13 protein-coding genes are annotated in these 21,267 nt (G+C 41.4%); 9 read left to right on the top strand and 4 right to left on the bottom strand.

What is annotated here, in order from left to right:
• Nucleotides 1-12: 12 nt before the first annotated feature.
• Both FCR06_RS09120 and FCR06_RS09115 read left to right on the top strand, forming a co-directional pair.
• Nucleotides 13-2,460 carry a choice-of-anchor Q domain-containing protein gene (locus FCR06_RS09120; protein WP_138498777.1) on the top strand — a complete coding sequence of 816 codons (2,448 nt, stop codon included), beginning with the start codon at nt 13-15 and terminating at the stop codon, nt 2,458-2,460.
• A gap of 144 nt (nt 2,461-2,604) precedes the next feature.
• Nucleotides 2,605-5,004 carry a beta strand repeat-containing protein gene (locus FCR06_RS09115; RefSeq protein WP_138498775.1) on the top strand — a complete coding sequence of 800 codons (2,400 nt, stop codon included), beginning with the start codon at nt 2,605-2,607 and terminating at the stop codon, nt 5,002-5,004.
• 124 nt (nt 5,005-5,128) lie between these two features.
• On the opposite strand, the gene FCR06_RS09110 is transcribed toward FCR06_RS09115, so the two are convergent.
• Nucleotides 5,129-5,392: a hypothetical protein gene (locus FCR06_RS09110; RefSeq protein ID WP_138498773.1), complete on the bottom strand. Its 264-nt coding sequence runs from the start codon at nt 5,390-5,392 to the stop codon at nt 5,129-5,131.
• 263 nt (nt 5,393-5,655) lie between these two features.
• Entirely contained in the window at nt 5,656-7,290 is a 1,635-nt protein-coding gene (locus FCR06_RS09105; protein ID WP_223280086.1) for a mechanosensitive ion channel family protein, read from the bottom strand.
• A gap of 583 nt (nt 7,291-7,873) precedes the next feature.
• On the opposite strand from FCR06_RS09105, the gene ahcY reads away from it, so the two are divergent.
• The gene (ahcY, locus tag FCR06_RS09100; RefSeq protein ID WP_138498771.1) at nt 7,874-9,151 is read left to right on the top strand and encodes an adenosylhomocysteinase; all 1,278 of its coding nucleotides are present in this window, start codon (nt 7,874-7,876) and stop codon (nt 9,149-9,151) included.
• Nucleotides 9,152-9,259: 108 nt separating this feature from the next.
• Here ahcY and FCR06_RS09095 read toward each other — a convergent pair whose 3' ends face one another.
• Nucleotides 9,260-9,535, bottom strand: coding sequence for a hypothetical protein (locus FCR06_RS09095; RefSeq protein ID WP_223280084.1), 276 nt, complete (start codon nt 9,533-9,535; stop codon nt 9,260-9,262).
• Between the two features lie 326 nt (nt 9,536-9,861).
• On the opposite strand from FCR06_RS09095, the gene FCR06_RS09090 reads away from it, so the two are divergent.
• Nucleotides 9,862-11,100 carry a phosphotransferase family protein gene (locus FCR06_RS09090; protein WP_138498767.1) on the top strand — a complete coding sequence of 413 codons (1,239 nt, stop codon included), beginning with the start codon at nt 9,862-9,864 and terminating at the stop codon, nt 11,098-11,100.
• Between the two features lie 423 nt (nt 11,101-11,523).
• Nucleotides 11,524-12,609 carry a T3SS effector HopA1 family protein gene (locus FCR06_RS09085; RefSeq protein WP_138498765.1) on the top strand — a complete coding sequence of 362 codons (1,086 nt, stop codon included), beginning with the start codon at nt 11,524-11,526 and terminating at the stop codon, nt 12,607-12,609.
• A 26-nt stretch (nt 12,610-12,635) separates the two neighbouring features.
• Here FCR06_RS09085 and xth read toward each other — a convergent pair whose 3' ends face one another.
• A complete protein-coding gene (xth, locus tag FCR06_RS09080; protein ID WP_138498763.1) occupies nt 12,636-13,418 on the bottom strand; it encodes an exodeoxyribonuclease III in 783 nt (260 codons plus the stop codon).
• 459 nt (nt 13,419-13,877) lie between these two features.
• Between xth and FCR06_RS09075 the strand changes: the two genes are divergently transcribed.
• The 4 genes from FCR06_RS09075 to FCR06_RS09060 all read left to right on the top strand — a co-directional run bounded on the left by FCR06_RS09075 (nt 13,878) and on the right by FCR06_RS09060 (nt 20,746).
• Entirely contained in the window at nt 13,878-14,948 is a 1,071-nt protein-coding gene (locus FCR06_RS09075; RefSeq protein ID WP_138498761.1) for a glycosyltransferase family 4 protein, read from the top strand.
• A gap of 58 nt (nt 14,949-15,006) precedes the next feature.
• Entirely contained in the window at nt 15,007-15,192 is a 186-nt protein-coding gene (locus tag FCR06_RS09070) for a hypothetical protein (protein ID WP_138498759.1), read from the top strand.
• Between the two features lie 406 nt (nt 15,193-15,598).
• The gene (locus FCR06_RS09065; protein ID WP_138498797.1) at nt 15,599-16,621 is read left to right on the top strand and encodes a zinc-dependent alcohol dehydrogenase; all 1,023 of its coding nucleotides are present in this window, start codon (nt 15,599-15,601) and stop codon (nt 16,619-16,621) included.
• 972 nt (nt 16,622-17,593) lie between these two features.
• Entirely contained in the window at nt 17,594-20,746 is a 3,153-nt protein-coding gene (locus FCR06_RS09060) for a beta strand repeat-containing protein (RefSeq protein ID WP_138498757.1), read from the top strand.
• The last annotated feature ends 521 nt before the right edge of the window (nt 20,747-21,267 follow it).

Below are 21,267 nucleotides of genomic sequence, written 5' to 3'. Positions count from 1 at the left end.
GGAGTCATTTGAATGGCTACATTTACCGTCACTAACACCAACAATAGTGGTGCTGGTTCGCTGCGGCAAGCAGTTCTGGATGCCAATGCCCTTACAGGAAGAGACATTATCAACTTTAGTGGAGTGTTTAGTGATAACATCGCTGATACTATAACTCTGACTGGAAGTAGTCTGACCATCACGGATAGCCTGATTATTGCAGGCAGATATGACAAATCGCCAACTATTAATGATAATAGTGTCAACCGTGTTTTTAACATTGGTAGTGGTGTGAATGCTACAATCTCTGGCTTGACTATTACTAATAGCTTCAACTCAATAGGAGGAGGCGGTGCTATTTCTAACAGTGGCAATCTGACGCTGGACAGCATCACCATTAGCGGTAACACTGCTGACAACGGCGGTGGTGTCTACAACTCTGGTACTGTGCGGCTGAACAACACCATCATTACTGGTAACACTGCTAATAACAATGGTGGTGGGATCATCAACACTGGTATCCTCTATGTAGGAGGAAACGGCAACACCATCAGTGGTAATAATGCTAATAACGGTGGCGGTGGGATATACAACATTGGTACTGCAACTGTATATAACACAATTACTGGTAACAATGCAAACTATGGTGGCGGCATCTCCAACTTTGGTACTCTGACGCTGAATTCTAGCACTATCAGTAGTAATAATGCCGACATCGGTGACGGCGGCGGGATCTATAACTCTAACTCTGGCATCCTGAGTGTGAGTAACAGCACTATTAATGGTAACTCTTCTGCACAAAGCGGCGGCGGGATCTACAGTAAAGGCACTCTGACAGCAAACAACAGCACTATCACTGATAACATTGTAAACAACGGCTTAGGAGGCGGCATCTACAACTCTAGCGATGGGGCAGTATTGAGCAATAGTATTATCAGCAACAATGATGTAAACAATGGCTTAGGAGGCGGCATCTATAACTCTTCTAATCACACCCTAATCGTGAGAAATAGTAGTATTAGTGATAACTCAGTAGAAAATCTGGATTACACCTCCCCCAAAAATAGCGAAGGAGGGGGTATTTACAATGATGGGACTCTCACGCTAATACAAAGTATTATTAACAACAATTATTTACTAAGCTACAGTTTGACAAAAGGTAGCGGTATCTACAATGGTTATGGCACCATAACTGTAATAAACAGCACCATTAGCGATAACTCCCTGGGTAGTTTCAGTGAAATAAATTTTGATGGCGGCGGTATCTATAATGCTTCTGGCTTTGTCACTGTCAAGAGCAGCACTATCAGTGATAACTCGGCATCCTCCGGCGGCGGTATCTATAACAGTGGCACCTTTATAGTTAACGACAGCATCATTACTGAGAACTCGGTATACGCAGTGGGTGGCAGCACTGCCGGTGGAATTTACAACTCTGGCAGTCTCACAATTAGCAACAGCACTATTAGCGACAACTTCGCAACATCGTCCACAGGTATTTTTAACTCTGGCACCTTATCTGTAACCAAAAGTATCATTACAGGTAACTTATCAACATCAGCCGCTGGGGGTATCTCCAACTATGGTATTGCAACTATCAGCAACAGTACTATCAGCGATAACTCGGCATCAAACGGCTTTAGTGCCGCAGGCGGCGGTATTTATAATTATGGCACTCTCACACTGATTAACAGCACCATCAGTGATAACACGGTGAGCACAGACAGCGACGTGTACAGCTATGGAGGCGGTATCTACAACTATGGTACTCTGACGATCATTAATAGCACTATCAATGATAACTCGGTATCAAGCCCCAGTAATGATCAGTTTGACTACGGTAATTATGCTTTAGGTGGTGGTATTTACAATGAGAGTAAAGGGATTGTCAAACTTTATAACAGTACTGTCAGTGGTAATTCCGCATGGTTTGGTGGTGGTATCTACAATAAAGGCACCCTAACTGTCGGCAACAGCACTATCACGCTCAACACTGCTTTCGATCGGGTTAAGATTCTCTATGACGATGGTGGTGGTATCTTCAATTATGGCACTGCCACGATTAAAAACAGTATCATTGCTGGTAATAACAATAACGCAACTAACTCTACTGACCCGGATGTACTAGGCGACTTTACTAGCAACGGTTTTAACTTGATTGGCAGTCTCAGTGGCAGTACTGGCTTTAATCCTAGCGAACAGCTAAAGGTTCCCATCACCAAGGTTCTCGATCTCAAGTTGCAAAATAACGGCGGTTCAGTCAAAACCCATGCCTTAGTTGCTGGTAGCCCTGCGATCAATGCTGGTAAAAATCAAGATATACCCCCTGATATCACAGACTTAGACGGTGACGGGAATACCACTGAGGCAATACCCTACGATCAGCGGGGTGTTGGCTTCCCTCGCATCTTGGGTTGCAAAGTTGACATCGGTGCATTTGAGGCACCTCGATCCAACAAACATACATTTAATCATTTTTAAGTTTTTTTGTGCGGTGCGTTAGGTTACATTTCTCAAATTCATTTTCAAGTGCTTAGTTAGTAATAAATCCAAGACTAGTAGCAGTGCAAGCACTAGCCTTGAGTGCAATCTTCATACACCTAAAACAAAATCGGAGTTATTTGAATGGCTACATTTAACGTCACTAACACCAACAATAGTGGTGCTGGTTCGCTGCGGCAAGCAGTTCTGGATGCCAATGCCCTTACAGGAAGAGACATTATCAACTTTAGTGGAGTGTTTAGTGATAACATCGCTGATACTATAACTCTGACTGGAAGTAGTCTGAGCATTACAGATAACCTGACTATTCAAGGCAGAGGTCGGAGCTTACTAACTATTAATGATGACAGTGCCAACCGTGTTTTTGACATTAGCAGTGGTGTTCGTGTTACAATCTCCAGTTTGACTATTACCAATAGATACAAATCAGGAGAAGGAGGTGGTGCCATTTTGAACAGCGGTAATTTGACGCTGGACAGCATCATTATTAGGGGTAACACTGCTGACAACGGTGGTGGTATCTACAACAGTGGGACTCTAAGGACGAACAACACCATCATTACTGGTAACACTGCTAATTACGATGGTGGTGGGATCTACAACACTGGGACCCTCTATGTAGGAGCAAACGGCAATACCATTAGTGGTAACAAAGGCGGCGGTCTGTTCAACTCTGGGACTGCAACTGTAAGTACCACAATCACTAATAACACTGGCGGCGGCATCTCCAACTCTGGCACTCTGACGGTGAGTTATAGCAATATCAGTAGTAATGACGGCGGCGGTATCTACAACTATTACTTTGGCATCGTGAGTGTGAGTAACAGCACTATCAATGGTAACTCTGCACAAAGCGGCGGCGGTATCGAGAACAATGGCACTCTGACGGTAAACAACAGCACTATCACTAATAACATTGTAAACAATGGCTCAGGAGGCGGGATCTCCAACTTTGGCGATGCGACAATATTGAACAATAGTATTATCAGCAACAACAATGTAAATAATGGCTCGGGAGGCGGTATCTACAACTCTAGGACCCTAACCGTGAGGAACAGCAGTATTAGTGATAATTCAGTGACAGAATCTGACTCCAACTACCGCGATAACAGCTCAGGAGGAGGTATTTACAATGATGGTACTTTCACGCTAATTGACAGTATTATTAATAACAATTCCTCAAGAGACAACAACGTTTCAAAAGGCGGCGGTATTTACAATGGTTATGGCACTTTAACTGTAATAAACAGCATCATTAGTGATAACTTGCTAGGCAGCTCTGCCAGCGAATCAGACTACAACGGCGGCGGTATTTATAATGCTTCTGGCTTTGTTACCGTCAAGAATAGCACTATCAGTGATAACTCGGCATACTCCGGTGGCGGTATCTATAATGGTGGCACCTTTACAGTTAGCGACAGCATCATTACTGAGAACTCAGCAGTATCAGGTGAGTCAAGTGGTACTGGCGGGGCAATTTACAACTCTGGCAGCCTCGTAGTAAGCAACAGCACTATCAGCGACAATTCAGCGATAGGGCGGTATGGCGCTGTAGGCGGCGGCATTTACAATGATGGCAGCCTAACTGTAAGTAAAAGTATTATCACAGGTAACTTTGCAAGCTCAGGCGGCGGGGGGATCTACAACAGTGACACTGGCATTGCAACTATGAGTAACAGCACTATCACTAATAACTTGGTGATAACCGAGTTCAACGTCAGTGGCGGTGGTATTTTGAATAGTGGTACATTTACAATAATTAATACCACTATTAGTGATAACTCAGTAACTACACGCCTGGCTATGTACAGCTCAGGAGGCGGTATCTCCAACTATGGTACTCTGACGATCATTAACAGCACTATCAGTGGTAACTCGGCATCAAGCGAAATGAACGATGAGTTTCACTACGGCAATTACGGCTTAGGCGGTGGTATCTACAACTATGGTACTGGGATTGTCAAACTTTATAACAGTACTGTCAGTGGTAATTCCGCATGGTTTGGCGGCGGTATATACAATGAAGGCACCCTGACTGTCGGCAACAGTACTATCACGCTCAACACTGCTTTCGATCGGGTTAAGATTCTCTATGACGATGGTGGTGGTATCTTCAATTATGGCACTGCCACGATTAAAAACAGCATCATTGCTGGCAATAACAATAACGCAACTAACTCTACTGACCCGGATGTAGTAGGCAACTTTACTAGCAGCGGTTTTAACTTGATTGGCAGTCTCAGTGGCAGTACTGGCTTTAATCTTAGCGAACAGCTAAAGGTTCCCATCGCCAAGGTTCTAGATCTCAAGTTGCAAAATAACGGCGGTTCAGTCAAAACCCATGCCTTAGTTGCTGGTAGTCCTGCCATCAATGCGGGCAAAAATCAAGATATACCTCCCGATACCACAGACTTAGACAGTGACGGTAATACTACTGAGCCAATACCATTTGACCAGCGGGGTGTTGGCTTCCCTCGCATCTTAGGTTCCAAAGTAGACATCGGTGCATTTGAGCTAGCCTAATTCCAAGAAACTTACATTTAATCTCTTATAATTTTTGGTTTTGCTAGAACTTAACAAATGCCTAATTAAAGTTGGGTTAAGTCAAACATAACCCAACAACGTCTATTGTGACCTGCTTTGTACCTCAAGCCACTTCTCGCAATTGTGAGGGCACACTCACCTCTGGAAATGAAAGCGAGAGTTGTTCGGCTTGAGGTACCGCAGCTTGTTCTAATACTTGAACTTCGATATTTACACTCACCAAATAACTACCTGTATCTGCACCAACGGCTTCGGCAATTAATTTGGCAATATCCGGACGCTTGGCTGTCAGTGGGTCACGTAATATGCACCGATCCCATTCATGCTTGGCAGTCGAATTGAGGTTGAGAATATAATGCTTCATCATCGAACTAACCCTTTAACCCATCTTCTGGAAGGTTTTCACGCAGCCATTATGCTTTATAGCTAGGCTTTGTGAATGCTATCTATATTATAGTATATTTGTACTAATTTAGTATTGGGTATAGGACAAAGACCATTAGAAGTCTTGACTGTTGACACGGGAAGTTCCCCCCTATCTTCCCACACTCCCCACACTTCCCTATCTCCTCATCTCCTTACAGAGGGGTTATTTTATTTTCCCCTCTGTCGTCCCTCTGCTCCTTATTCCTAATTACCTTTGCCGTTACCTTGGTAATTTAAGAACTGATCGTCATTGACCCAAATCGCTTGTTGAGGTACGGAAATAGAAATTCCGGCTTCGTCTAAGGCGATTTTCAGACGGCGGCGAAACTCCCGTGCTACATCCCATTGCTTAAGGGGCTGTGTTTTAATCCACACACGAATAATCAAACCGCGATCGCCAAATTGATCTATTCCCAAAACTTGGGGTGGTTCTAACATTTGAGGCTGCCATTGCTGTTCTTGACTCATCTTGTCTGCAACAGTTGCAATTAACTTCAAAGCCTCTTCTGTATCAGCTTGGTAAGCGATAGGAATTGTTAAATCAGCTCGCGACCAACGACTAGAAAGATTAGCAACAACTTTAATTTCACTATTGGGAATCGTGATTAAGCGCCCTTCAGAATCCCGCACTTGGGTCATCCGCAGATTCAAATTTTCTACTAAGCCTCCGACGTTTCCAACACTGATCACGTCGCCTAAAGCGTACTGGTCTTCTATGATGATCAAGAAACCGTTAATCGCATCTTTAATCAAGTTTTGCGAAGCTAAGGACACAGCTACACCCACTAAACTGGCACCAGCTAGTAAAGGAACGATATCTATGCCCAAAGAAACCAAAGCTAGTAAGATGCCAATTCCCACCCAAATAATTGTAGCAATGCTTTTGGTCACACCAGAGAATGTGGAAACTCGCAGTTGCAGACGTACCGAAGCTTCTGGGGTTAAGAAAGCACCACTGCTGATCAGAGTGGAGGCGAAGCGGTCAATCAAGGCATAGCTGAGACGAATAGCCACATAAGTTACCAATACCACAAAACCTAATCGCAAAGGAAATTGGGCAGCAGTGAGAATCGCCACCTGAAATCCTCGCGTATAGGGAAATAAACCCAAGATAAAGAAACTTCCACCTGCCCAAATTGCTGCTTGAGTTAGCTGGAATAATCGCCTCTTGGCTTCTTGCAGATGTCGGTGTTGCCGTTGATTTAGTTGTGTTGTAATTGGTTGCCCTCCTGGGGAAGTTGGAGAGTCTAAGAGTCCGTTTTCGGCTTGGGGGGTAACATCTAAATTCTTTTTGGAACGTCGCTGCCAGGTATATACTCCGCAACTTATGACAATCATTGCCAGTCCGCTAGCCGCAGCAATTTTACCTTGGTCGATTAAAAATTGAGTTCGTCTCTCTTGTTTTGCCTGTTGTAAGTCTTCTTGTAAGGAGTCAGCAATTTGATTTGCCGATGTCGATATATCTACCTGTCGCAGTCCAGCATCCTCAGAAGTAATGGTCATCAAATATTGGTCGTTGACATAAACTACTGGCAATTCGTTTACTTTGCGAACTTCTACCTTGACTTGCCTGTTTGCTGGTGACTGAAAGTAATTTTGGGCGATTGTCTCCAATTTCTTTTGGATATCTTCTGAACGTTCAGGAAAGTTGGTTCTTGATGCGGCTATTTGAAATAAGCGACGACCATCCAAATAAATCCAGCCGGAAACAACTCTGTTATTGAAATCATTGTTCACCACAGCGCTGGGAGCTTGTAACTGAGGTAAAAAAGGAATCTGGGCGGTGGCTTTTGGGACAGATACAACGGTTATAGCCATTGAACCGGCGATCGCCATCATTACATTCCCACCTAAGCGACCTTTGGGTAACACATTCTTTTTAAACAAGTGGGACGCTTGATTGGAAGCCTCCAAATGTGGCACAGGCTTGATGTTGCCGAGGTATGTTCCTGCTGAAAATATCTGTTCCTTTGAACCTTTAGCAAAGCTGGGCAACACAACTTCCTTCACGACCGCCAAAAATTGAAAGCGCACTCAAACACCTCCTTGAGTAAAATTTACTGTTGACTACTTCTATAACCATCCTCTTCATTTAATTTGGGTAAATGTACCTACCTAAAGTTAAGTATTTCCCTTTCAATCGTGAAATTTTGAGGTTTTTTACTTTTTTTCTATCTTTAGAGAGATGACATTGTACTTATAATGAGTAACTAAGACTGCTAAGAGTCTTACTCTTACCAAAGATAAAACAAAAAGGAAAAAGCTGGGGATGAAGTTGACATTAGACAAATCAAACGTCAAGCTAGTTCTGAGGACTCTTGACTAGTAATTTGCTTTCTTTCAAGCAAAAATAGCTAGTCGTAGAATAACCTAGTAGAGTGCGTAGATTTTACGTAATTTCAAACTTTTGAGGTAACTTTTGATGACCGCAACTTCTCCCCGATTAAAGCACGAGGTTAAAGACCTCGGCCTAGCTGCCTTGGGAAGACAGCGCATTGAATGGGCTGGACGCGAAATGCCAGTTTTACGGCAAATCCGCGATCGCTTTGCTCAAGAAAAACCTTTTACTGGGTTACGCCTTGTAGCTTGCGCCCACATTACAACAGAAACAGCACATTTGGCGATCGCTCTTAAAGCTGGTGGTGCAGACGCACTGCTAATTGCTAGCAATCCCTTATCAACGCAAGATGACGTAGCTGCTAGCCTCGTCGCCGACCATGAAATTCCTGTATTTGCTCAAAAAGGCGAAGATAACGCAACTTATAACCGCCACGTCCAAATTGCTTTAGATCACCGCCCCAACATTATTATTGATGACGGTAGCGATGTGGTTGCGACATTGGTTCAACAACGCCAACACCAAATTGCCGATTTGATTGGCACCACTGAAGAAACCACAACCGGAATTGTGCGCCTCAGAGCGATGTTCAAAGATGGCGTTCTTACCTTCCCCGCAGTGAATGTCAACGATGCCGATACCAAGCACTTCTTTGATAACCGCTATGGTACTGGGCAATCGACTCTTGACGGCATCATCCGTGCTACAAACATTCTGCTAGCTGGTAAAACCATCGTCGTTGTTGGTTATGGCTGGTGTGGTAAAGGTACAGCACTCCGCGCCCGTGGTTTGGGTGGTAATGTAGTTGTTACCGAAATTGACCCCATCAAGGCAATTGAAGCCGTAATGGATGGTTTCCGCGTCCTGCCAATGGCAGAAGCGGCTCAAATTGGTGATTTGTTTATCACAGTCACAGGTAACAAACACGTGATTCGCGCTGAACATTTCGATGTGATGAAAGACGGGGCGATCGTTTGTAACTCCGGTCACTTTGATATTGAACTTGACCTCAAATACTTGGCTTCTCAAGCTAAGGAAATCAAGGAAGTCCGTCCCTTCACTGAAGAGTATAAATTGCCAAGCGGCAAATCAGTAGTTGTTCTCGGTCAAGGACGCTTGATTAACCTTGCTGCTGCGGAAGGACATCCTAGTGCAGTGATGGATATGAGCTTTGCCAACCAGGCTTTAGCTGTTGAATACCTGGTGAAGAATAAAGGTAAGTTGGAAGCTGGCTTGCATTCCATTCCTACGGAAGTGGATCAAGAAATTGCTCGACTCAAATTGCAGGCGTTAGGAATTACGATTGATAGCCTAACACCCGACCAAATTCAGTACATCAATTCTTGGACTAGTGGAACTTGATGTTAACTGATTAATTAATGTTTTGGGATAGGCTTCGGCTTATCCCTTTTTTTGTGTTTCGCGTTATAGATTTATTTAACAGTTATGCTCAAAATCTTGGCGATCGCTTCACAAAACAGTACTCTCATAAGAACCACTCATGTAACCTTTGTTTGGAGCGCCGAAAACTTGCAAGTGACACAAATTACCTGCTAGCAAGGCTTTCAGGTATAAATTATGAGAATTTAAGCAAAAAATAATTACCAACCAGCCAAAATGTCCGGTTTTTTTGGCTTTGTGATGATAAATAAAAATAATAACGTTGAAAGTCATGCTTCGTACCCTGAAGAATTGCTGAAATTCTTCGCCGCTTTCAGGATGACTACTGACAACATCTGCCGCCAATCAGTCTTTTGCTAAGGATGCTAATCCGCTACAAACGAGACAGAGCTACATCAAAAGGCTCTACCACAAAACTTACTCTAAATGTGTCTAAGTAACTATGCTGAGCAAGTGTAAAGGTGTCACGGGTCATGGAGGCAATTTTAAAGCAATTATAAAGAGCTTGGTGCCATTTTGGCAGGTTTTAATCGTAAATATGCGATATTAGTAGATTGTACAAATCTTTATTCTTATTCGCACACTAAGTTACTATCTACCTAAAATTGCTAAAGCTAGGCGAATTTTGACACGAATAAATTTACGATAATTTATGAAGTAGGAAATAATACATGGTATTATCACTGTCTTCTCACAATGTTATCCAGTATCTGCAAGATGTAGGTCTGTGTAACTCAGGACATGGCAGATCGGATGAATCTGACTTGCCAAGAAGTAGCAGCAAAAATTTCAATTTACTTGTAACTCTAGCTGATAATCGCCAACTGCTCCTCAAACAAGAACGTATCATTAACAGTGAAGGGTTGCCCCATGAATTATTTAAAGAGTGGCTGTTTCACCAATTGCTCCAGCAGTTTCCAGTTCTAGGCAATGTCTCGGCGATCGCACCATTAGTAGTACATTTTGACGAAGAAAATTCTATCCTCGTCCGCAATTACCTGAGTGACTATCTTGAGCTTCGGACATTATACCACAATAATGAGATTTTTCCACCAGAAATTGCCTATGCGATCGGCACAACTTTAGCAGGACTGCATCGTGCAACCTTCCAACGCCGAGAATATAAGGATTTTATGGCAACTGCTCCCCAAGGAGAGTTTCGCTACGGCTTTTACAATCCAGCACAAGGGCTAGGGTCAATTAGTCCAGAGATTTTTGGTACTGTTCCCAGCGATGCGTTGAAATTCTACGTTCTTTATCAACAATACGAAAGTTTGTCATCGGCGATCGCAGATTTGGCATATGACTGGAATCCTTGCTGCTTAACTCACAACGACCTAAAATTGAACAACATCTTAGTTCATTCTCGCTGGCAGCAATTAGATAATTGCCTAGTGCGACTAATTGATTGGGAAGCTTGCACTTGGGGAGATCCAGCTTTTGATTTAGGAACTTTACTCGCCAGCTATTTAGAAATTTGGCTCAAGAGCCTAGTAGTAGACCATACTATTGAGTTAGAAGAATCTCTACATCTAGCGTTGATACCGTTAGAGATTTTACAACCTTCAATTATTGCCCTGATTAGGTCTTATCTCTGTGCTTTCCCGATGATTTTAGAATATCGTAGTGACTTTATTTTACGAGTTATTCAATTTGCCGGACTAGCACTGATTCATCAAATTCAGGATATGATTACTTGCCAAAAAAACTTTAACAATGCTGATATCTGTATGCTGCAAGTAGCTAAAAGTTTACTGACTATGCCAGAGCAAGCTGTGTTGACTATTTTCGGGATTTCCGAATCAGAAATTGTCAACCCTGTGGCTAAAATCCATAGACTTCCTCAGCCTCAAAAAGAGCAGCAGTTACTTCGCATTTATTACGAAAAAACTCGACTCCGTGGTTGTTAATGGCAGGGAGCAGAACAAGAATAATTAAAAATTCCGGAGTGAGAATAGTTAAAAAATCTAGAGAAGTTTTCAGATTAGACTTGTTATCAATTCTGGCTTCGGAATCTTCGGAGGTGAATTTTTACTAAATTTTAAATTGTTCTGCATATTATTTACCCTATCATAAATTAAGAGGATTTGACCTCATACTAGTTTTATAAAGAAGAACAAAAATGTCAGTCGTCAGAACTTAGCCAAAGGTAAAGCGAGTAGCTCAACAGTATAGATTAAAACCTCATACTTTTATGGGCGAAACAAGTCTCAAAGTTCTTCGGGTTATTATTTCATCTTTTTATGGGTGGAGTATTCTGGATTCTGAATTCGCCAATTCTGAGTCCTGTTTGATGATTTTGAATTTTCTCTGTTTGAGTTTTGAATCGATTAATGTTATATTCTGCCAATCAACCGCTGACTTCTCTGTTGGACATTGCTAGGAATATCCAAATAGAGTCAAATTTTTGTATTTACCATCCCAATTATCAACCATTTGCTCTGCCGACTAAAGTAGCCGACAGATTTCAGCAAACTCCGGCAGATTTACAACAAAAATATTTGGCTTTGCTATTGCGAAATTTCCTCTATGGAATCTATTACAATGGCTCCTTGCAAACTACTTTAGCAGTCAACACTGATACTACTAATCACAGAGCAAAACATAATTTAGAAGATAGTTCGATTTCCGAGATTGATTGGGACTTCTACAAACAACTGCACAAAAGTAATCATGGCGTAGGTTACTTTGATTCAGAATGGCAGGTAATGCGGCAAGAACCTGATGGTAGTATGGCTGTGACAAAAGGTGGTTTAACACTTTATATTGAGCCAGACTGTCATTTAGAATCCAGTAAGAAATCGACGAAAGTAGGTGACATGGTAGCAATCTGGATGCCCAAAAATCGCCTGCAAAACGGTTGTTACATGGCAGTTAGTAATGTCAGACAACAACAGCAAACTAATCCAGACAGTAATTTAGGAGCAGGGCGAATCTACTTTAACTTGACACCATCTGGTGCGATCGCTCTAATGAATAGCCTAACTTTACATCTAAATGCAGCTTCCATTCCCTTTAGCTTTCAGGTTCTCCACAATCCCTGTGCATACGAACGCTACGATTCGGGGGTACTCTACTTTGAACTCGACGACTATCCAGCAATCCGCACCATCCTTCAAACAATTTATCTAGAAAATCAATTTTATTTCCAGCCCGAAATTCCCTTGTTTACCAAATTTTTAGCACCAGGATTAGGTTTAGCTGAAGAACCAACTCAAAAATTTGCCGCACAAGAAAGTTTTGGGATGAACCGTTGTCAAATCGTCGCTAATGCTTTATTGGAAGCTTGGCAAAAAGGTAAGAATGCAATGGAAGAACGGATAAGGGTGATTAACCAACACTTTAAGCAGCACTTAATAGATTTACAGCATCCTTATCTTAATCCTAGTTCTGAAGATATATATTACCCGTTAGATTGATTTGATGGGGCATACCCAATGCCCCTTTATAATTCAACAATCACTGGTACATGATCACTCGGTTGAGTTAATTTTCTCGGTTCAATATCGATGATGCAACTTTTTGCACGCTCATACAATATCGGTGTGAGATAGTGATGGTCAATCCGCCAACCCAAGTTGCGACGGAAGGCTGCGGCGCGATAATCCCACCAGCTGTAATTTCCGCCTTCGTTAGTAAATTTACGAAAAGCATCGGCAAATCCCAAGGTGAGAATATCTTGTAAGGCTTGGCGCTCTGTTTGTGTTGCCATAATGTGATTTTCTGTACTCACTTGTTCGTGAATATCCTTGGCTGATGGTGCAATGTTGAAGTCACCACACACACAAACATCAGGTTGTGACAGCAGCAGCGATCGCAAGTACTCCCGTAGCACTGTTAGCCAACGCAGTTTATATTCATATTTTTCGGTTCCTACTGCTGCACCGTTAGGAACATATAAGTTGACAATCCGAATACCGTCAATTACACCTGTAATTACTCGCTTTTGCTCATCCCATTCCGGCGGTAAATCTGGCAAAATTGCTCTAAAACCGCTACTTACGTCTAGAAAGGGTTGGTGGCTGATTATAGCTACGCCATTATAGGATTTTTGTCCTGAGACATAAAGGTGATAGCCCATTTGCTCAAAAGGCGATCGCGGAAACTCTGCATCTATAACTTTGGTCTCTTGCAAGCAGAGAACATCAACGGAATTATGAGTCAACCAATCAGTAACCTGTTCTAGACGAATCCGAATTGAGTTGACGTTCCAAGTAGCGATTTTCATGAGTTGGCTATCAAAATTTTTAAGAAATTACTAATTACAAATTATGTAATTTTTCTACAACTATTTAATATTTACAATATGCATCTTATTTGCTCATTGCCTTTAAACCAAACTTGAACAAGTTGATCCCATCTCAGAATTTAGTATTTTCAGCTACAAAATATTCCTTTTTGTTAGTTTAGCTACAAAATATTCTACTCGATTATGATCCGGAAGACAGATGCAACAAGTAATTGATTAGCTATAGGTTATAAATGTAGCTCAGGGTTGACTTTTGCCAATAGTCCAGAGATTTGTAAGTAGAAAATTTCCGATACAGTTAACCGAATATTGTGCTTTTGGTAGCCTATTAGGTTAATTTAAATTTCAAAAAAGTAAGTATAAATGCTTTGTTCTCATAAAATAATGAGGTAATTCATTATATTGAGAGCAAATTTACAGACTGAACCGAAACAACTTATGAAAATCGCTCAAGTTGCCCCCTTATGGGAAAGGGTACCACCTCCTAGTTATGGAGGAATAGAACTGGTAGTAAGTCGCTTAACTGATGAACTTGTTCGTCGTGGTCATGAGGTAACTTTGTTTGCCTCTGGCGATTCTCAAACTCTGGCTCAATTAGAAGCAGTTTACCCGCGTGCATTGCGCTTAGACCCAAATGTCAAAGAGTATGTAGTGTACGAAATGCTAGAACTGAGTCAAGTTTATCAACATGCTGCCCAATTCGATATTATCCATTCTCATGTAGGGATTTCGGCATTACCTTTAGCGAGTTTGATAACAACAACTTCTACAGTACATACTCTGCACAATAACTTTACAAAAGACAACAGTAACGCATTTAGCTACCACCAAAAGCAACCATACGTCAGCATTAGTAACTCCCAGCGTCAAATCGACCTCAATTATATTGCTACAGTTTATAACGGAATTGAGCTAGCAGATTATCCATTTGTAGCTCAACCGTTAGAGCCTCCATATTTGGTATTTTTAGGTCGGTTTTCGCCAGAGAAAGGGCCACAACATGCCATCGCTATTGCCAAGCAAAGTGGTTGGCACTTGAAGATGGCTGGAAAAGTTGACTTAGGAGATTCTAAGTTTTTTGAGCAAGAGATTGCCCCCCATATTGATGGTCAGCAAATTGAATATTTAGGTGAAATAAACCATGCCGAAAAGACTGAACTTCTGGGCAATGCGGCGATCGCTCTTTTCCCTATCGCCTGGCAAGAACCTTTTGGCTTAGTAATGATTGAATCAATGGCAACTGGTACACCAGTAATTGCCATGAATTTAGGTTCCGTACCTGAGGTGATTGCCCACGGGAAAACAGGTTTTATCTGCAAAAACTATGCTCAAATGGCGGCAATGATTCCACAAGCTTTGGAACTCAATCGTCAAACCTGTCGAAAGTATGTAGAAAACAAGTTTAGTGTTAACCAAATGGTTAACGGATATGAAGCTGTTTACAGACAAATTATTAAAGACCGCATAGAATCGAATGGCCACATTCATGCGGCCAACATTCGTTTTTAATCAATTACTTTTTTTGCTTAGCTTAAACAACAACTTTTAATTCAAGGAAGATATTAGTATGAGTACGAGAGCCAACACTTGCCCATGCTGCGGCAGTTCCCTTCTACGTCATGTTCGTCATGGTGAACTATATTGGTTTTGCCTGTCGTGCCGACAAGAAGTACCACTGTTAACTATGACTCGCTTGCCTAATGTGGAAAGCCGAAATACTGGAGTCCTTCCCCAAACAGCTGTTAATTCCTAGCTTTTGTACATCTAACGATTGATAAAAGTTTACTACAAATCAATACTGATTTAGGCAACTCCAAGAAATAAATTCTTAAAAGAAGGCAGCTATGCTGGAGGCAGAGGGCAGCAGGTAATTGTGCCTCCTATCTGCTGCCTCCTAAACCCGTTTGAATTTGTTGACTGATGAGTGTTAAGTGTGAACGGTGGGATATTTCTTAGAGGATGTGTAAGAAGTATTAAACATTTCGCCTGCTCCCCATCGCCACCCTTAAAAAGGGGGATTTAGGGCGATCTACAAGTCTCAAATACAACACCAAAAAGTTTTCAGACATCCTCTTAAAAAGGAAGTTCCTTCGTTTAGACCTATCAAAAATAGTTTCAACTGGTAAAATCAGATGGATTTAGTTGATAGGTTTAAAACTTTGTTAGCAGCATTACTTTACGGGCAAGAGGATTTACGTCTAGAGGAAGTTGCCGATCCTACTCCTGCGGCTGGTGAAGTTGTAATTCAAGTGGGGACAGCAACAACTTGTGGTACAGATTTGAAAGTCTGGCGGCGTGGTGGTCATGCCAAAATGTTGAAACCACCAACGCTGTTTGGGCACGAAGCAGCTGGGCAAATTGTTGCCTTGGGAGCAGGCATTACGCATTGGCAAGTTGGCGATCGCGTTGTCGCGAATAATTCCGCCCCATGCAGCCATTGCTTTTTTTGTCAACGCCAAGAGTATTCATTGTGTCCAAATTTAACATGGAATAATGGAACTTTTGCCCAATATCTAAAAATTCCTGCACCAATAGTACAGCATAATTTATTGCAGATTCCTGATGAGTTGCCTTGGGAATTAGCAGCGATGACAGAACCGCTAGCTTGTGTGTTGCATGGTGTAGCACGTTCTCATATTCAGCTTAAAGATAAAGTAGTCGTCTTGGGAGATGGGGCGATCGGGTTGATGTTTGTCGCGGTTTTAGCGAATACTGCTGAGGTATTACTATGGGGAGGTAATGACCACAGATTAGAAATTGGCAAGAAATTGGGTGCAGCCCAAACCTTTAATTATCATCAAATTCCGGATATTCCCAGTGTGGTGAAAGAACTTACCCAAGGATGGGGTGCAGATGTGGCGATTGAAGTAACAGGTGTGCCTAGCGTTTGGGAAACTGCGATCGCCTCAGCCCGTCCTGGTGCAACAATCAACTTATTCGGTGGCTGTCCCCGGGATACTAAAATTACCGTTAACACAGAACAGCTACACTATAACGAACTAACAATAAAAGGCGTGTTTCATAATACACCAAAGTATGTGCGATCGGCGCTTGCACTCATAGCTAGTCGAAAAATTCCCTTTGAATTACTTATTAGCGAACAGCGCCCATTAAAAGATTTAGAACAAGTGTTTTATGAGATGAAAGCGCGTCAAGTGATTAAAGTAGCGATGATTCCTTAAATTCTGTTAGTTACATTGTCAGCAAAAAGACAAAATGTTATTTATGGTAGTCGAGGGATTTAAGGACGGTAAGGCTAAAGAAATATACCGCTTTGTGGTTGTTTAAAGGTAATTATGGTTTGATTGCAGGTAGCAAGCAAAATAATAAATCTTGAGAATGCGAGATACTATTCTAAACACCCCGCATTACATTCATCTGTGCGTTTGTAATCAATGGCAAGCGATCGCGATTTGGACTTACATACAATTTATTTTTCTTGTGATGTGTACTTTGCCTTAAACATTGCAGCGTTCAACAAGCAAAATATCTATTTTTTATTTATCCAGAGAATATCTCTCTAGTGGTTTGTGCAAATTACTTTGACTTTCAAAAGATAAAGTATACACATAATTCAGTAGTTATGTATATTTTTTTAACAAAGAATATTAAGAAGATGCAGAGATATGTAAGTAAATATTCTATATTGAGTTAGTTAGGATGTTATTTAGATATTTCCTTTTTTGAAGCCAAATACCCAAGGACGAAGGGATAAAGATTCCTTTGCTACAGCCCATCAAGTGTTCTCTATTTTCTAATTAGTAAGACTTACGCATTGACAAAACAACTAAATTATGGGTTGTGGATTTGTGACATTCAAGCTTGATTTTTCAACTGTTTTTTAGCAATGTCTATGGCAGATATTTGCCTATGTGACTGATAAAGGATGATTGAAATTAGCTTGAAACTAGTTTTTTGTGAATCTACACGCTGATGAATTTTAGACTGACTTAAGACTTAGACAGTCCTAAGTGCTTGGATAAGTAATACTTGCAAGTTAATCAAAAGGAGAAGATTCATCAAAAATTTTAACCCTCAACGGTGGAATTTAAGTATGTAGAAAGTCTCACTTTTGAGCTAACTTTAGTGCCTGAAGGCACTAATAACTGAGAACTAAAATTACTCCCAAACGTTGATTCAGGTAGGAACAATTTATGGCAAATATCATTGGAACCAATGCAAATGACACCCTACTGGGTACTGATAGTGCCGATACAATTAATGGTAAAGCTGGCAATGATATCATCACAGCTGGTTATGGCGACGATACTTTAACAGGTGGTGGTGGCAAAGATACATTTGTTTATAACTTGGATGACGGCACTGATACGATTACTGATTTTGGTGGCGTCGGTAAAGACACAAATCCAACAGCAGCAGTAATTGCCGAAGTCGATACCATTAAATTCCTTGGCTACGGCTTAACAGCCCGAAGTATGCTACTCACCCAAAATGGTAATAATTTGGAAATTACCTTTGAAGAAAACAATTATACCAAAGTCATTCTAAAAAACTTCAAATTAGAAGACTTAGATAACCTGAAAGCGAATGGTACAAGACCAGCCATTGGTAATATCCTGTTTAATGAAGAAACTAACATCACTGATAGCTTTAATGTTCTAGATGCCAACTCTACTGATACAAGTATTGGCATTAAAAATACAGTGACCTTTTTCAATGACTTAGACAACAACATTACTGCTTTAGACAACTCAGATGATGTGATAAATGGTCAGGGGGGCAATGACAAAATTGATGGCTTAAGTGGCGACGACGTTTTAAGGGGTGGTTCAGGCAATAATACTCTCATTGGTGGTGTAGGCAATGATAGCTTAGAGGCTTTCTATTCTTCTGGAAATAACGTTCTCACGGGGGACGCAGGGGATGACTACCTTGATATTAGCTACTCTACTGGTAACAATAATGTTTCAGGACAAGATGGGGATGATTACTTTCAGGCTGATAAAGTACAAGGTAGCAACATCCTAAATGGAGGGGATGGCAATGATCGGTTTGTTTTGTCCGCCCCAGATACAGCCCCCTCTTCCTTAGCAACTCAAACGCTAGATGGAGGGACAGGAGACGATTACCTAACTATATATTGTTTCAATGCTCCCGAGGCAATCACAACGACATTCAATCCTGCTACTAATACTGGCTCAATTACGGCTGGTACATATCAGGTTAACTACAAGAATATCGAAGAATTAGAGATTCGAGGTACAACCTTTGGTGACTTGATTGTAGGGAGCAATGGCAACGATAATCTTTTTGGGGGCAGTAGTGGCATTGATTCTAGTTATGGCAATGATACGATTTTTGGGGGTGTTGGTTACGATTACTTGAGTGTTGAGTATTCAACAAGCGATAATATCCTTAACGGTGGTGTTGATAACGATAATTTAAATGCTGACTCTTCAACAGGCAATAACACCCTCAATGGTGATGCTGGGAACGATGAGTTGAGTGCTAACTCTTCAAAAGGTAATAATCTGCTCAATGGAGGGGATGGCGACGATGCCTTGAGTGCCTCTGGCGACAATTTCAATGGCAGCATTGCCTCAGGCAATAACACCCTCAACGGTGGTACTGGCGACGATTCCTTGAGTGCTTACGATTCAATCGGTAATAACCTACTTAATGGAGGAGATGGCAATGATTCTCTCTCTGTTACAAACAATGGTGAGGTTACGGTTGGCAATAATGTTCTCAATGGGGGGAATGGCAATGATTCGTTATACCTGGGGTTTTCCTCCTCTTCCTTAGTGGCTCAACAAACAGTAGATGGGGGAACAGGTGACGATTTGTTGAGCATTGATGGTTACTACAATAGTACTGGGGGAATCACTTCGACTTTTAATGCTGCTACTAACACTGGATCTATTGCGGTAGGCATGAATCGGGTTAGCTATAAGAATATCGAACGATTAAATATCTCCTCAAGTACAGAATACAATGACTACATTGTGGGGAGCAATGGCAACGATACGATAAGTGGGGGCTATGGTGGCAATGATACGATAGATGGTGGCAAAGGTGATGATTTATTGACCATTAGTTACTACACCGGGAGAATTACTTCGACTTTCAATGCTACTACTAACACTGGCTCAATCACACTAGGCACGAATCGGGTTAGCTACAAGAATATCGAACGATTAAATATCTCAAGTACAGACGACTATAATGACTACATTGTGGGGAGTAATGGCAACGATACGATAAGTGGAGGCTATGGTGGCAATGATACGATAGATGGTGGCAAAGGTGACGATTTGTTGAACATTTATGGTTACTACAATGGTCCTGGGGGAATCACTTCAACATTCAATGCTACTACTAACACTGGTTCAATTACAGCAGGCACGAATCGGGTTAGTTACAAAAATATTGAACAATTAAATATTTCAGGTTCCTCCAACGATGACCTGATTGTCGGGAGTAATGGCAATGATTTCCTCAACGGAGCTGGTAGTGGCAATGATACCCTTAACGGTGGTGCAGGTGACGATACCTTAAATGGCGATAACTATTCATCAGACAATAACCTGCTCTATGGTGGCGATGGCAATGATTCTCTTAGTGCCTCTGGAAGCGTCTTTATATACCGAGATGATGCTAACGTAACTTATGCTTCTGGCAATAACACCCTCAATGGTGGCGCTGGGAACGATAATTTAGTTACTAACTTTTCAACTGGTAATAACCTGCTCTCTGGTGGTGATGGCAACGATTCTCTGTTTGCTTACGACCCTGATTCTTTATACAGTTTGTACGGAGTTTATGCTGTCTCAGGCAATAACACCCTTAGCGGTGGCACTGGTGGTGATTACTTGAATGTCAGCAATTCATCAGGCAATAACCTCCTAGATGGTGGCGATGGCAATGATATTCTCACAGCTTCTGGTGGTTTTGGTAAGAACACCCTCAAAGGTGGAAATGGCAATGATACCCTTACAGGTGGCAAAGGTAGTGATAGCCTTTATGGAGGAGGTGGTACTGATACCTTTGTTTTCAGTAGTTTTAACGAGGGGGTTGATAGACTTTATGACTTTAACGCCACTAATGAAGTGATTCAGGTATCGGCTACTGGTTTTGGTGGCGGTTTATCAGCAGGTGTACTTAAGACAAGTGAATTTACAATCGGTGCATCTGCAACCACCAGTACTCAAAGGTTGATTTATAACTCGACTACAGGTGCATTGTTCTTCGACTCTGATGGTAGTGCAGGTGCGTTTACTCAGATACAGTTTGCACAATTATCTACTGGCTTGTCATTAACTAACAACAATTTTGTAATTGTTTGAAGGTAATTAGGGTTTCAGCCCAGGTAACAAGTAAGATAATAAACCTTGAAAATGCGAGGTACTATTCTAAACACCTCGCATTAGATTTATCTGTGCGTTTGTAATCAATGGTAACTAATAGGGATTTTGACTTAGATATAATTTATTTTTCTTCTGATGTCTACCTGCCTTAGACATTGCAGCGTTCAACTAGCAACTATTTTTATTTATTCAGAGAATATTTTCTACTGGTATTGTGCAAATTCTTTGACTTCAAAAGATAAAGCATACACCAAGTTCATAAGTTATGCATATATTTATTAAAAAATAATATCAAGAATATGCAAAGATATTTATCTCAATCTAGACATGTAAGTAAATATTCTGTCTTGAGTTAGTTATGATGTTATTGAGATATTTCCTTTTTTGAAGCCAAATACCCAAGGGCGAAGGACAAAGATTCCTTTGCCTATAGCCCCATCAAGTGTTCCCTATTTTCTAACTAATAAGACTTACGCATTGACAAAACAACTAAATTATGA

The organism is Nostoc sp. PA-18-2419, from assembly GCF_005869855.1.
GTDB lineage: Bacteria > Cyanobacteriota > Cyanobacteriia > Cyanobacteriales > Nostocaceae > Nostoc.
Note: the sequence above shows the minus strand (reverse complement) of the source record. Positions and strands in the feature narration are given on the sequence as shown.

What these genes read in the sequence shown, in the direction of transcription:
- FCR06_RS09120 (WP_138498777.1), top strand. Translation starts at nt 13, where the DNA reads ATGGCTACATTTACCGTCACTAACACCAACAATAGTGGTGCTGGTTCG.
- FCR06_RS09085 (WP_138498765.1), top strand. Translation starts at nt 11,524, where the DNA reads ATGTTATATTCTGCCAATCAACCGCTGACTTCTCTGTTGGACATTGCT.
- FCR06_RS09070 (WP_138498759.1), top strand. Translation starts at nt 15,007, where the DNA reads ATGAGTACGAGAGCCAACACTTGCCCATGCTGCGGCAGTTCCCTTCTA.
- xth (WP_138498763.1), bottom strand. Translation starts at nt 13,418, where the DNA reads ATGAAAATCGCTACTTGGAACGTCAACTCAATTCGGATTCGTCTAGAA.
- FCR06_RS09075 (WP_138498761.1), top strand. Translation starts at nt 13,878, where the DNA reads ATGAAAATCGCTCAAGTTGCCCCCTTATGGGAAAGGGTACCACCTCCT.
- FCR06_RS09090 (WP_138498767.1), top strand. Translation starts at nt 9,862, where the DNA reads ATGGTATTATCACTGTCTTCTCACAATGTTATCCAGTATCTGCAAGAT.
- FCR06_RS09115 (WP_138498775.1), top strand. Translation starts at nt 2,605, where the DNA reads ATGGCTACATTTAACGTCACTAACACCAACAATAGTGGTGCTGGTTCG.
- FCR06_RS09105 (WP_223280086.1), bottom strand. Translation starts at nt 7,290, where the DNA reads ATGATGGCGATCGCCGGTTCAATGGCTATAACCGTTGTATCTGTCCCA.
- FCR06_RS09060 (WP_138498757.1), top strand. Translation starts at nt 17,594, where the DNA reads ATGGCAAATATCATTGGAACCAATGCAAATGACACCCTACTGGGTACT.
- FCR06_RS09110 (WP_138498773.1), bottom strand. Translation starts at nt 5,392, where the DNA reads ATGATGAAGCATTATATTCTCAACCTCAATTCGACTGCCAAGCATGAA.
- ahcY (WP_138498771.1), top strand. Translation starts at nt 7,874, where the DNA reads ATGACCGCAACTTCTCCCCGATTAAAGCACGAGGTTAAAGACCTCGGC.